This is a genomic window from Rhodococcus sp. BS-15, assembly GCF_000813105.1.
In the GTDB taxonomy this organism is placed as follows: domain Bacteria; phylum Actinomycetota; class Actinomycetes; order Mycobacteriales; family Mycobacteriaceae; genus Rhodococcoides.
The window spans coordinates 1-12922 of record NZ_BAOX01000127.1; the positions used below are offsets into that span (position 1 = coordinate 1).

General features: G+C 66.3%; 12 protein-coding genes and 3 pseudogenes. 14 read left to right on the forward strand and 1 reads right to left on the reverse strand.

From position 1 onward, the window contains the following. The first annotated feature begins 94 nt into the window (after positions 1 to 94). From RHBS_RS15285 to RHBS_RS15310, 8 genes are all read left to right on the forward strand, one after another. On the forward strand, positions 95 to 583 hold the full coding sequence (locus RHBS_RS15285) for a copper resistance CopC family protein (RefSeq protein WP_121872859.1): 489 nt from the start codon (positions 95 to 97) through the stop codon (positions 581 to 583). A gap of 16 nt (positions 584 to 599) precedes the next feature. Then, entirely contained in the window at positions 600 to 1064 is a 465-nt protein-coding gene (locus tag RHBS_RS30665) for a hypothetical protein (RefSeq protein ID WP_237669257.1), read from the forward strand. Beyond that, entirely contained in the window at positions 1061 to 1543 is a 483-nt protein-coding gene (locus RHBS_RS30670) for a CopD family protein (protein ID WP_237669258.1), read from the forward strand. Before RHBS_RS30665 ends, RHBS_RS30670 begins: the two co-directional genes overlap by 4 nt. 48 nt (positions 1544 to 1591) lie before the next feature. Beyond that, complete coding sequence (locus RHBS_RS15295) at positions 1592 to 2776, forward strand: DNA cytosine methyltransferase (protein ID WP_237669259.1); 1185 nt, start codon at positions 1592 to 1594, stop codon at positions 2774 to 2776. After that, on the forward strand, positions 2760 to 3611 hold the full coding sequence (locus tag RHBS_RS15300; RefSeq protein ID WP_121871765.1) for a GIY-YIG nuclease family protein: 852 nt from the start codon (positions 2760 to 2762) through the stop codon (positions 3609 to 3611). The genes RHBS_RS15295 and RHBS_RS15300 overlap by 17 nt, the downstream gene beginning before the upstream one ends. A gap of 18 nt (positions 3612 to 3629) precedes the next feature. Further along, on the forward strand, positions 3630 to 4373 hold the full coding sequence (locus RHBS_RS15305; RefSeq protein ID WP_237669260.1) for a LysR family transcriptional regulator: 744 nt from the start codon (positions 3630 to 3632) through the stop codon (positions 4371 to 4373). Then, the gene (locus tag RHBS_RS30675; protein ID WP_237669261.1) at positions 4367 to 4537 is read left to right on the forward strand and encodes a LysR substrate-binding domain-containing protein; all 171 of its coding nucleotides are present in this window, start codon (positions 4367 to 4369) and stop codon (positions 4535 to 4537) included. The genes RHBS_RS15305 and RHBS_RS30675 overlap by 7 nt, the downstream gene beginning before the upstream one ends. A gap of 260 nt (positions 4538 to 4797) precedes the next feature. Continuing rightward, entirely contained in the window at positions 4798 to 5721 is a 924-nt protein-coding gene (locus RHBS_RS15310; RefSeq protein ID WP_306303539.1) for a TDT family transporter, read from the forward strand. Here RHBS_RS15310 and RHBS_RS15315 read toward each other — a convergent pair. Continuing rightward, positions 5712 to 6062 carry a VOC family protein gene (locus RHBS_RS15315; RefSeq protein WP_183130336.1) on the reverse strand — a complete coding sequence of 117 codons (351 nt, stop codon included), beginning with the start codon at positions 6060 to 6062 and terminating at the stop codon, positions 5712 to 5714. The two genes, RHBS_RS15310 and RHBS_RS15315, sit on opposite strands and share 10 nt — an antisense overlap. Positions 6063 to 6143: 81 nt before the next feature. On the opposite strand from RHBS_RS15315, the gene RHBS_RS15320 reads away from it, so the two are divergent. The 6 genes and pseudogenes from RHBS_RS15320 (at position 6144) to RHBS_RS15345 (ending at position 12891) form a co-directional block, all read left to right on the forward strand. Then, positions 6144 to 6416 (forward strand): type II toxin-antitoxin system Phd/YefM family antitoxin, encoded by a 273-nt coding sequence (locus tag RHBS_RS15320; RefSeq protein WP_121871762.1) that lies wholly within the window; start codon positions 6144 to 6146, stop codon positions 6414 to 6416. Between the two features lie 109 nt (positions 6417 to 6525). Continuing rightward, positions 6526 to 7559, forward strand: a pseudogene (locus RHBS_RS15325) (ABC transporter substrate-binding protein). Next, positions 7525 to 9167: pseudogene (locus RHBS_RS15330) on the forward strand (ABC transporter permease). The pseudogenes RHBS_RS15325 and RHBS_RS15330 overlap by 35 nt, the downstream one beginning before the upstream one ends. A 40-nt stretch (positions 9168 to 9207) precedes the next feature. Further along, entirely contained in the window at positions 9208 to 10230 is a 1023-nt protein-coding gene (locus RHBS_RS15335) for an ABC transporter ATP-binding protein (protein WP_121871760.1), read from the forward strand. 196 nt (positions 10231 to 10426) lie between these two features. Then, positions 10427 to 10912, forward strand: a complete 486-nt coding sequence (locus RHBS_RS15340) for a MarR family winged helix-turn-helix transcriptional regulator (RefSeq protein ID WP_121871759.1) — start codon at positions 10427 to 10429, stop codon at positions 10910 to 10912. Between the two features lie 57 nt (positions 10913 to 10969). After that, positions 10970 to 12891: pseudogene (locus RHBS_RS15345) on the forward strand (MDR family MFS transporter). Positions 12892 to 12922 lie beyond the last annotated feature (31 nt).

The window sequence follows — 12922 nt, forward strand, 5'->3', positions numbered from 1 at the left end:
GTCTGGGCATCGGCGCGACGATCCGGGCGCGGCGCTCGTGAAGTCGCTCGCCGTGTCCACGAAGGCACTGGTCGTCTCGGCCCTGGCACTGCTGATGCTGTTGCTCGCCGCACCGATCGCGTCGGCGCATTCGCAGGTCACCGGGTACAGCCCGGCCGACGGCTCGTCCCTGGACTCGTCTCCGGCGACGGCGTCGGTGACGTTCAACGAGGTGCCGCAGTCGCAGTTCGCCACGCTCAACGTCGTCGGGCCCGACGGCAACATCTGGTCCGAGGGCGATGCACGCGTCGAAGGTCAGAGCGTCGTCGTCGACGTCGGTGAACTGGGACCGATCGGCGAGTACACCCTCGCGTATCGCATCACCTCGGCCGACGGCCACCCCGTGAGCGGTACCGCGACGTTCACGCTGACGCAGGAGGGTTCGGGAACTCCCGGGGCACCGGCCGACGCGTCGAGCAGCTCCGAGGAGTCCGAGAGTTCGTTCCTCGGCGGCTACGGTCGGATCGCGCTGATCGCAGTGGCGGTTCTGGCTTTCGCCGGGGCTTTGGCATTCGCTCTGCGCAAGCCGAAGAACCAGAAGTAGTACCGACGTGGCTGCGGTGGGCGAGAGAAGCGTTCGGCTGGTACTCGCCGCCGCAGCTGCGGCGTTGCTGGGGGTCGCGGCGGCGTTCGCGCTGGCGTACCCCACCTTTCCCGGTGGGTCGTCGTGGCTACGGGTGATCGCGGTGGCGTCGGGCTCGGTGGTGTTGGGGTTCGGGGTTCTCGCTGTCCTGGACGGCAATTCCGATTCCCGACGCCCCGCCGTCGACTCGCTGGTGATGTGGCGCGCGATCGGTTATCTGTCGGGACTGTGGGCGGTGGCCGAGTTCGTTCTGCTGGCCGCTGCGGCGGCCGATTCTGCCGGGCGTACGCCACTGACGTTGTCGCCGAGCGCTTTCGCCACGTTCGCAACCTCCATCTCCGTGGGTCGTCTGGGTACGGCGACGGTGATCCTGCGCTCACCCTCTGCGCCATCGGGGTGGCCGGGTATCGGTCGGGGGCGAGCTGGTCTCCGACTCCGGTGATCGTGCTGGCGTCCCTTGCACTGGTCGCTCGGCCGATCACCGGGCACATGTCGCAGTTCACGTTCGGCTCCTTTGCCGTTGCCGTGCACGTGCTGTGCGCGTCGGTGTGGCTCGGTGTACTGGGTGCGATGGCGTTGAGTCTGCGGAGCAAATCGGCGTGGGCGACGCTGTTGCCGGTCTATTCGCGAGTCGCGTTCTGGTGCGTCGTCGGAGTTGCCACCACCGGGGTGTTGGACGCGGTCCTGAAGCTCGACAGCCTCACGGCGGTGGTCGAGACCGGTTACGGCCGAATCGTTCTCGCCAAGGTTCTCGCCACGGTGATCCTGATCGCGTCGGCTCACCGGATCCGTGGGACGTGGTTGCCGACCGTCGCCGCACACCGATCCACGGTGGAGCACTCGGTGGGGCGAGCGGCCGCGCACGTCTGCCTGCTGGCACTGGCATTCGGCTTGGCCGCGGCGCTGGCGACCACTGCCTGAGCCGGCAGTAGGCACAACCTTGTCGGAGCGCTGTACTAGCCTGAGTACATGCCGAAGTTGACTGTGGTGCCGGGTGGTTCTTCCGCACCTGCGCTCGGCCGGATCCACACTGTCGCGGAGTTCTTCGCCGGTATCGGCTTGGTGCGAATGGGCCTGGAGCAGGCCGGCTTCGAGGTCTCGTGGGCCAACGACATCGAGCGCGACAAGCACCACATGTATCGCCAGCACTTCGGAGACGATGCCGGCCATTTTCAACTCGGCGATGTCGCTCGCACTCGAGGAGACGATCTGCCCGACGGTCTGTCGTTGGCGTGGGCGTCGTTTCCGTGCACCGACTTGTCGTTGGCCGGCGGCCGGGCCGGGCTTGCGGGCAAGAATTCCTCGACGTTCCGGCATTTCACGCGGGTGTTGAGCGAGCTCGGTGATGCTCGACCCGAGGTGGTGGCGCTGGAGAACGTCGTCGGGCTGGCGACCAGTCACGGCGGCGACGATCTGGCCGCAGCGGTTCGCGAGCTCAACGAGCTCGGCTATTCGGTGGATGTCCTCACCATCGATGCTCGACGCTTCGTTCCGCAGTCGCGTCCACGTCTGTTCTTGATCGGTGCGCAGAATCCCCCCGAGGATGCCCGCGATCCCAACAGTGAGCTTCGGCCGGATTGGTTGCAGGCGGTGTACGGCGATTCGACGTTGCTGACCCACCGGGCTCCGCTGCCGAGTCCGCCGATTCCGTTGACCAGCGGTCTGGGAGATCTGGTCGAGCGCATGGACTATCGCGACGAGCGGTGGTGGGATACAGCCCGTACCGCGGCGTTCGCGCAGTCGCTGTCGCCGATTCAGTTGCAGCGCATCGAGATTCTCAAGAAGGCCCGCAAGGTCAGCTACCGCACCGCCTACCGTCGCACCCGCAACGGCGTCGCCGTCTGGGAGGCTCGCCCCGACGACATCTCCGGCTGCCTCCGCACCGCCCGCGGCGGTTCGTCGAAGCAGGCGGTGGTCAAGATGGGCAACGGCCGGTTGCAGGTGCGCTGGATGACGCCACTCGAGTACGCCCGCCTGATGGGTGCGGGCGAGTACACACTCGACGGTCTGCGAAACAACCAGGCGCTCTTCGGGTTCGGGGATGCGGTGTGCGTTCCCGTGGTCGCCTGGTTGGCCGAGCACTACCTGATGCCTCTGGTCACCGGGACGCTGAACTCATCGAATACGGCTGCGGCGCATGTCAAGTCACGGTAGGTCCTCGCTGCGGTCATCTGCCATCGCGCCGCGCAAGAGCACACTTCCCGCGGACGATGTGCAGTCCTTTCGCACGGCTCTGCGAGAAGTGCTGAGCGAGAGGGACCATCAGGGCCGGGTGTGGTCGGCAGCCAAATGGGGCGTGTATGCGTTCTACGACTACGACGGCGAGCCGATCTACGTGGGGCAGACCAAGGAGAAGCTCAGCGTCCGGGTGCAGCGTCATCTGACCAATCAGCGAACCGACGCCGTCGCGATGCGGGTGCTCGACGTCTTCGAGGTCGCGGAGATCGAGATCTGGCCGCTGTGGCAGTACGAGGATCTCAAGAAGTCCGACGGCGCAGAACAATTCCGCACAGCCGAGCGTGATCTGAATGCGCACGAGTACACGGCGTACCTCGAGGCCATCGACAAGTCGCGGCACAAGGCGATCCTGAACGAGAAGATTCCGCCGGTCTCGGAGCCCATCGCACTCCCGGCGTCGCTGCGTCGGTCCCTGATCTCCGAGCAGACCCGCCGCGAGCGTGGGCATCCCGACATCCGCATCGCCCGCCGCGCCGAAACCATCTCGCGGCTGGCAGCGGTCACCCGCGAACGAGGCGAGGTCTCCGAGGGTCTACGACGCGTCCTCGTGGTCCAGGCCGTGCGCCTGGCCTACCTGTCGGCCGAGCGACTCGCCTTCGTCGAAGGACATCCCATCCCCGATCCCGCCGCGATCGACGTCACCGCCCTGGTGGGTTCGGTGCTGCACGAGCGCAGTGACGACGGTCCCGACAACGCACCCGAGGACGAGCCCGAGGACGACGGCGAGCTGGACCTGTTCAGCGACTACTGACGAAAGTAGGCTCGCCCCGTGCCGCTTCCCCCTCACGTTGCCGATCTCACCAGCATCGACCTGCTGCTGTCGGTGGCCGAGCTCGGCAGCATCGGGCGAGCGGGTAGAGCCCACGGCATGTCGCAGCCGGCGGCCAGTGCACGTATTCGTGCGTTGGAAAGACGCGTCGGCGCTCCGCTGCTGCGACGCGGGGCGCGAGGAACGGTACTGACCGAACTCGGTGAGCTCGTCGCGAGTTGGGCCGCGCCGGTCGTTCGGTCCGCCGAGGACTTGGCAACGGCCATCGCCACGTTGCACGCCGAACGCATCGGCCATGTGCAGATTGCCGCGAGTCAGACTGTCGCAGAGTATCTTCTACCGCGATGGCTGGTCACGCTGCACACGCTTGTCCCCCACATCGTTCCGACGCTGAGCTCGGGTAACTCGACGGTCGTCGCCGAGAAGGTGCTTGCCGGTGCCGCCGACCTCGGTTTCATCGAAAGCCCCAGTGTCCCTGCAGCTCTGGACCACCGGACCGTTGCCACCGACGAACTTCTGCTCGTGGTGGCACCGGACCACTCGTGGGCCGTCACCGCGCCGTCGGCCGCCGAGATCGTCGCCACCGCACTGGTGACGCGGGAGGCCGGGTCGGGGACGCGCTCGGCCTACGAAAGCGCCTTGGCTGCAGCGGGTCTCGGGAAACCGATGTCGCCGCTCCTCGAGGTCTCCTCGACGACGGCGATCAAGTCCGCGGTCGGGGCAGGAATCGGCGGAGCGTGCTGAGCTCACTGGCCGTTGCCCCCGAGTTGGCCGCCGGCACTCTGGTCCGCGTACCGATCCCAGGACTGACCTTGCGCCGTGCGCTGCGGGCAATCTGGCCGTCCGGCCGCGCGCCGAGTGGACCGGCCGCGGAGTTGCTCACCGTGGCGGCGAAGGCTCACCTGTAGCCATAGCCCTGGGTTATGGCTGGTGGACGAACTGCTGCCTACCGAGGGGGCACGGCACCGCGCAGGCTGAAGACATGGCCGTGACAGCTCCTACCGCGTGGTGCGCCGCCAGCCCTTCGAGCACATCACCCCCAACTGGTTCGCTGCGGTGATGGGGACCGGCATCGTAGCCACCGCGGCCGCGGCGTTGCCGGTGCAGTTCCCGGCTCTGCACGTTTTTCGCGGTCGCTGTCTGGGTCTGCGCCGCCGCGGCGCTGATCGTGATCGGTGCGGCCTTCGCGCGGCACTGGATCGGGCATCGCGACCGAGCCGTCGCCTATGCCCGGCACCCGGTGATGGTGCAGTTCTACGGCGCTCCGCCCATGGCGATGCTCACCGTCGGCGCGGGTGCAGGTCTCCTCGGAGCGGACCTGCTCGGATCCACTGCGGCCACAACGCTGTTCGCCGGCCTGTGGATCACCGGGACGATCACCGGTCTGCTCACCAGCGTCGTCGTTCCGTATCGAATGATCACCGCGTCCGATCATCGCGACGTTGCCGCCCTGCCCGCGTGGCTGATGCCAGTGGTGCCGCCGATGGTCTCGGCCTCGACCGGGGCTTTGCTGCTTCCGCACCTACCCGAGGGCCAGTGGCGGCTGGCGCTGCTGTGCGCCTGCTACGCGATGTTCGGTCTGTCGCTGATCGTCGGGATGATCACGCTGACTCTGATCTACGGGCGTCTGCTGCACGGCGGTCTACCGCCCGTCGACGCGGCTCCGACCGTGTGGATCACGCTGGGACTGATCGGGCAGTCGATCACGGCGGCGAACCTGCTCGGCACCGACGCGTCGATGGTGTTCACCGGTGCACAGTCGTCGATCGCCGTCGGACTCCACGTTGTCGGCATCGGCTACGGGTTGATCATGGGCGGCTTCGGAATGTTGATGTTCGCGCTCGCGACGGCTCTCACCGTGCACGCGGCGCGCAGGAACCTGGGGTTCTCGCTGACGTGGTGGTCGTTCACCTTTCCCGTCGGCACCTGTGTCACCGGAGCGACTGCGCTGGGGCGGGCACTGAACTTCGGTGCGGTGCAGGCTCTGGCCGTTGCCCTGTACGTCCTACTGCTCGCCGCCTGGTTCACCGTGGCCACCCGCACTCTTCGCGGCGTCCGGCGCGGAGAGTTGCTGCATCCGGGTCACAGGTGAGAAAGAACGTTCACCACGTTGCCGCCGGAGTCGCGAAAGAAGAATCGGCGCACGCCCCACTCTTCGTTGGTGATCTCGTAGACGATCTCGAGGTCCGCATCGACGGCAGCTCGGTAGGCCGCGTCCACGTCGTCCACCTCGATCGACGCGGATGGATTGACCGGTCCGGTGGGATCGGTGGTGATCAGGCTGAGCTGCGCCGCACTGTCACCCGACGGCGCGAGCGTGGCGATCCAACCGTGATTCATCACCACCTCCATGCCGGTGACCTGGACGTACTTGTCCAGCGCCGCATCGAGATCGGTGACCGTGAGCAATGGCATCGCGCGCACAACGTCCATGTCCGGACTGTATCGCCGAAAACGTCCCCGCGGGGACGTCCTCCCCCGCTGCACCGGCGGGCACAGTCCTACTCTCTCTGTATGGAGTCCATCGGACATGAGCTTCGGCAGCACGCGTCCGACTATGTCAAGCGCGCGGAGGCCGGCGAGTCGATGCTGATCACGGTTGCCGGACGCCCCAGCGCCTTGTTGGGGCCGACAGAGCGAAAGCACTGGAACACATTCGACGACATAGCCGACGTCTTCGACTCCGCACACGAGCCAACCCTCGCGGGCGATCTGATCGACATCGACGGCTCGATGCGGGACCCGTGGCAGCCCATCGAAGAACTGGTCGAGATCCACAGCCCCTGAACCCATCGAGTCGTTCACCCCGACGACATGTGCAGTTCCCGCAACACCTGCCTGCCGGTCGATTCGGGTCGGAAGCATGAGCAACTTCCGTGCTCGATGCCTCCAGGAGATGTACCAAGTGAACACTGTTCGTCGCGTTGCCACCGGTGGAATCCTCGGTCTCGCCGCCCTCACCCTTGCGTCCTGCTCCGAGCCTGCGGCTCCCGAGGCCGGTGGAAACGGCGACGGGGCCAGCGGCACTCTCACGGTGTACACCTCGGAGCCGCAGGCGAAGATCGACGCTCTCAATGCCGAGTTCACCGCGGAGAACCCCGGCATCGACGTACAGGTGTTCCGCGCGGGCACCGGCGATCTCAACGCGCGCATCGCGTCGGAGCGGCAGACCGGTTCCATCGGTGCGGACGTTCTGCTCGCTGCGGACGCCCCCACGTTCGAGAAGTACAAGGCCGACGACCTCCTCCTGCAGTACACCCCTGCCGACGTCGACGCGCTCGATCCCAACGTCGTCGATCCCGACGGCTACTACGTCGGTACCCGCATCATCCCGACGGTCATCGCGTACAACACCGGCACGGTGTCGGCGCCCCCGACGTCGTGGAAGGAACTGGCCGATCCCCAGTACAAGGGCCGGATCACGCTGCCCAATCCGGATGTGTCCGGCGCGGCCGCCTTCAACACCGCCGTCTGGCTGGGCCAGGACGACCTCGGCCTGCCGTGGCTCACCGACCTCGTCGCCAACGAACCCGTGGTCGCCGAGAGCAACGGCCCCGTCGCTCAGCCGTCGCCGCCGGTACTCAGCCCGTCGGCATCGTCGTCGACTACCTGGTGCGCGAGCTGGCCGACAAGGGATCGCCCATCGCCGCGTCGTACCCCACCGACGGCGTTCCGTACATCTCCCAGCCCGCCGGGATCTTCGCGGATTCCGCCAATCCCGAAGCGGCCCAGAAGTACGTGGACTTCCTGGTCAGCAAGCGCGGTCAGGAAATCGCTGTGGAGCAGCAGTACCTGCCGGTCCGGTCCGATGTCGGCACGCCCGAGGGCACACCCCCGCTCGACGAGATCGAACTGCTGAACCCGGACCTCGCCACCATCACTGCCTCACAGCCCGATGCCGTCGCCACGTTCAACGATCTTCTTGGCTGACCGCGTCACCTGGGTACGCGCCGGCCTGTGGCTGGCCGTACTGGCCCTGATCGGTGCACCGCTGGCCGCCGTGGTCTCGATCGGATTGGGCGGCAACCACATACAGGAGCTGCTCGACGGCGGAATCGCGTCGGCTGCGGCCAACAGCATCGTGTCGGCAGGCCTGTCCGCGGCCGCGGCGGTGGCCATCGCGACCGTCATGGCCCTCGTTCTCGATCGCACCGACCTGCCGGGCCGGTCAGTGCTGCGCCTGATTCTGCTCAGCCCCTTGCTGATTCCGCCGTTCGTCGGCGCAATCGCCTGGACGGGTCTGCTGGGCCCGAGCGGAATGATCAACTCGTTCTGGAACGAGACGTTCGGCGGCGGTCCGCTGTGGAACATCTACGGCGGCGACGGGGTGATCTTCTTGCTCACGGTCCACTCGTACCCGCTTGCGTACCTGATCATTTCGGCGGCGCTCCGACGCGTACCGGGCGATCTCGAACAGGCGGCTCGCATTGCCGGAGCATCTCCGTTCCGGGCCATGCGCGACGTGACGCTGCCGCTGCTGCGTCCGGCCCTGCTGGCGTCACTGACGTTGACGGCCGTGTCCAATCTTGCAGACTTCGGCATTCCTGCCTGATCGGATTGCCCGAGCGCTACGTCACGCTCTCGACCATGGTGTATCGATACATTCAGTCGGGCACCGTCGATCGCCCCCTCGAGGTGGTCTCGACCATCGGCATCGGACTCCTCGCACTCGCCGTGGTCGCAGTAGCGATCGATCGCATTCTCGGCCGCCGATCGATTCAGTTGGACGGCGCGGTCACTGCCCCGCAGCTACTTCCGCTGGGTCGCAGTCGAATTCCCGCAGGAATCGTTGCCTGGCTCATCGGGCTGGCTCTGACGGTGTTGCCGATCCTGGCGTTGGCCACGCAGGCGTTGCTGCCGGCTCCCGGCGTACCACTCACCTGGAGCAACCTCACCCTGCAGAGCATCGAGAGCGCGGTCACCGCACCGGGAACGCTGGTCGGTATCCAGAACTCGGTGACCCTGGCTCTCGGGGCCGCTGTGGTGTGCGGATTCCTCGGCTTGGCCATCGGCGTGCTCACCACCCGCACTCGTTCCCGCGACAACGTCGGCCTGGATCTGGCAGCGATGCTGCCGCAGGCGATTCCCGGCCTCGTCATCGCGGTCGGCTGGTTGATCATCGGCCGGTACACCGGCCTGTTCGACACGAAGTGGGTCATCCTGTGCGCGTACGTGATGGCGTTCCTCGCGATCGTCGTCCAAGCTGTCCGCGCACCCTCGAGTTCCACTCCGACAGCCCTCGAAGAAGTCGCCAGATCCTCTGGCGCGTCGCAACTTCGATCACTGTGGGACGTGCCGTGGAAGATGGCCATCCCGGCTGCGATCACCGGCGCGGTACTCGTCGCCCTCACTGCGGTGCGCGAGCTGACCATGTCGGTGCTCCTCGTCGCGCCGGGCACACAGACCCTCGGCGTATCCATCTTCAACCTGCAGCAGGCCGGGGACTACAACGCCGCCTCCGCCCTGTCCCTACTCGTCGCGCTCGTGGGATTCGCAGGCCTCGGCCTCGTCGCATCCACCCGAGCCGGACGCCCGTAGCTCCGACGCCCGTAGTTCCGACGCCGAGAAGAAGGAATCGATGTCCGCCATCACGATCGAGCAGCTCGGCCTCCGATACCCCGACGGCACAATCGGTTTGGAGGGCATCGACCTGGAGATCGCCGACGGCGAGTTCGTTGCACTCGTCGGACCGTCGGGCTCCGGCAAGACCACGCTGCTGCGTACCGTCGCCGGCTTCCTGACGCCGACCGCCGGCTCGATTGCCATCGGCCCCGATGTGGTTGCGAGCGAGCGCCTCTCGACGCCTCCCGAATCGCGCAAGCTCGGCATGGTGTTTCAGCAGCACGCGCTGTGGCCGCACCGCAGCGTCGGGCGGAATGTCTCCTACCCGCTCGAACTGGCCAAGGTCGCCAAGTCCGAACGCGAGAAGAAGGTCGCCGCCGTGCTCGAACTCGTCGGGCTGCCCGGGCTCGAGAACCGGGACCCGTCGACGTTGTCCGGTGGCCAGCGGCAACGCGTCGCACTCGCTCGCGCCCTGGTCTCCTCGCCGCGGGCGCTGCTGCTCGACGAGGCGCTGTCTGCACTGGACGAGCCCCTGCGTGATCGTCTTCGTCTCGAACTGCGCGCGCTGACGCGGGCCGCGAACCTGACCGTCCTGCACGTGACCCACGACCGCACCGAGGCCCTTGCTCTCGCCGACCGGGTGGTCGTCCTCGATCAGGGTGCCGTCGCGCAGATCGGTACGCCCGAGGACGTGGTGCGCGCTCCGGCATCGGCGTTCGTTGCCCGCTTCCTGTCCGACGCCACCCTCGTAGACGGGACCGTCGCGCAGGGCACATTTTCCTCCGGCTCACTCACAGTCGCGGCGGAGGGCTCCGGACCCGGGACGCTCGCAATCCTGCCGACCGACATCGAGATCGTGCCCGACGGCGACGGCGACGTCAGCGGCACCGTGACCTCCTCACTGTTCGGACGTGATGCCAGCGATGTTCTGGTTCGCTCCGGCGATGTGGACTTCCGATGCTCGGTGCGCGGGCCGCGCCCGCAGGTGGGCGAGACCGTTGCGTTGAGCGTCCGGCGGTCGTTCTTCTACCCGCGCTAGCCACCCTCGGCCGCGGATCGGCTCCCCAGTTTCGGATTTCCGACTGCGATCGAAGGCACAAATCCATATCCGGGGAGCCGATCCCCAGACGGATCCACCCTGTGACCCACCAGACAGGAATAATGTTTGCTTAGCGCATGTATGTATATATATGGTTGCAGACAGCAAGTAAATAAGAATCGACGTTGGAGCACTCATGGCAGTTCAATCCACGACAGCGGAGTCGTTGGTCGAAGAGGTCTTTCTCTTCGGGCGCACGCTGAAGCGGGCCGTGACCACCGGAGTCGAGGATTCACCCCTGCCGCAGGCCCTGACCGGAGTTCTGTCCATCCTGGCGACCGAGGGCGAATGCAGACAGACCGACCTGGCCAGCAGGCTCTGCGTCAGTCAGTCCGCCCTCAGCCGGCAGATCGCAGACCTCGTCGACCTCGGCTACATCGATCGGCATCCGGATCCCGACGACAGACGTGCGTCTCGGGTCTGTGTGTCGGACGTGGGCCAGGTTCGACTGAAACAAATTTGGGCCAGACGCGCACGTCGTCTGGCCGTGATGTTGAGCGGCTGGAGCGAGTCCGAGGCACTCGATGCACTCGACTCGATCCGCAAACTGAACGACACCTTCACCGAAGACGCCCACGCCCAGCATCAGGACGTGGTCCGCATTGAATCGATTGCGAGATAAGACATGACAACTTCCGCGGAAACTCCGCCCAATCAGGCAGTCGTCGATCCCGACGCGATGTCGCATCGCCAGATCCTCGAAGCCCTCACCGGCCTGCTCGCTGCGCTGTTCACCGCGCTGCTGAGCACCACCATCGTCTCGACGGCACTGCCCACCATCATCGGTGACCTCAAAGGCTCGCAGACCGCGTACGCCTGGGTCATCACCACGGCCCTGCTGGCCAACGCCGCGTCCACTCCCATCTGGGGCAAGCTCGCCGACCTGTTCAACAAGAAGGTGCTGGTCCAGAGCGCGATCGTCATCTTCGTCGCGGGCTCGCTGATCGCCGGCTTCGCACACAACGTGCCGGTCCTGCTGGCCGCACGCGTGGTGCAGGGCATCGGCATGGGTGGCCTGACGGCTCTCGTCATCGCCATCATCGGCACCATCGTCTCGCCGCGTGATCGCGGCCGCTACTCCGGCTACACCGGTGCCGTCATGGCCGTGTCGATGTCCGGTGGCCCGATCCTCGGTGGCGTCATCGTCGACAGCCCCCTCGGTTGGCGCTGGTGCTTCTTCGTCTGCGTGCCGCTGGCCGTCATCGCTCTCGGACTGCTGCAGAAGACCCTGCACATCAAGACCGTCCGCAAGGACAACGTCTCCATCGACTGGCTCGGCGCACTTCTGCTCACCGCAGGCGTTTCCGTTCTGCTGGTGTGGGTGTCGTTCGCAGGCAAGGCCGACTACTACGCCTGGATCTCCCGTGAGACGGCCTACCTGGTGGGCGGCGGAGTTCTACTGCTGATCCTCACGATCATCGTCGAGGCACGGCACAAGTCGCCGATCATCCCGCTCAAGATCGTCACCGAGCGCACCACCGGCCTCGCCATCATCGCGTCGATCGCCGTCGCGTCGGCCTCTTCGGAGCCACCACCTTCCTCGGCCAGTACTTCCAGACCGCTCGCGGCTACACCCCCACCGAAGCCGGATTGCTCTCCATCCCACTGGTGTTCGGCATGCTCGTCGCCTCCGTCGGCTCGGGTCAGCTCATCACCAAGTTCGGAAAGTGGAAGCCGTTCATCGTCACCGGCTCTGTTCTGCTGGTCGTCGGATTCCTGCTCCTGGGCACCATCGATCACGCCACCAGCCTGGTCACGGTCGGCATCTTCATCACCATCGTCGGCCTCGGTACCGGCATGCTGATGCAGAATCTCGTTCTCGCAGTGCAGAACACGGTCAGTGTGCAGAACGTCGGAGCGGCTTCGTCGACGGTTGCGTTCTTCCGCACCTTCGGCGGCGCGATCGGCGTCTCGGTTCTCGGTTCGCTGCTCGCCACCCGGGTGGCCGACAAGTCCGCAGCCGGCCTGGCCCAGCTCGGCGTCGACAGCTCGTCGGGCGGCGGTGGATCGCTCGATCTCACGTCACTGCCCGCACCCGTCCTCGAAGTCGTCCGCACCGCATACGGTGATGCGACCGGTCGCATCTTCATGATCGCCGGCTTCGTCGCGATCGTCACGCTGATCGCAGTCGTCTTCATCCCGAATCGTCCACTGCGCCAGACGATCGACATCGCGTCGGCACCTGCGCAGGGACCCAAGGACGAGCCGCAGGACCAGCTCGCCGAGATTCCGTCCTTCGGTGCCACCCAGGATTACGTCTCTGCCGAGCGCAGCACCGAGGGCCGGCACGAGGCTCAGCCGGGGCAGCGCCCCTTCGAGGGTCTGAGCACCGACGCACGTGATCGACTGCTCGCCCTGCTGCTCCCCGAGCCGAAGGACACGTTGGCAGCGCTGGACGAGGCCGAGACCATCCGCGCCGAAGTGATTGCACTGCAGCAGGAACTCGACGCGAAGATGCTCGATTTCGATGCAGTGTGCGAGAGGCTTCGTCGTCTCGGACTCAGTGAGCAGCAGATTGCTCGGGTGTTGGGAGACAACCACATTCCCGACAGTCACAATCACTACGCACACGCCGGACTGAACGGACACAGCGTCAACTAGGTCAAGCCTCACGGCAGTTCCCCGCACCCCC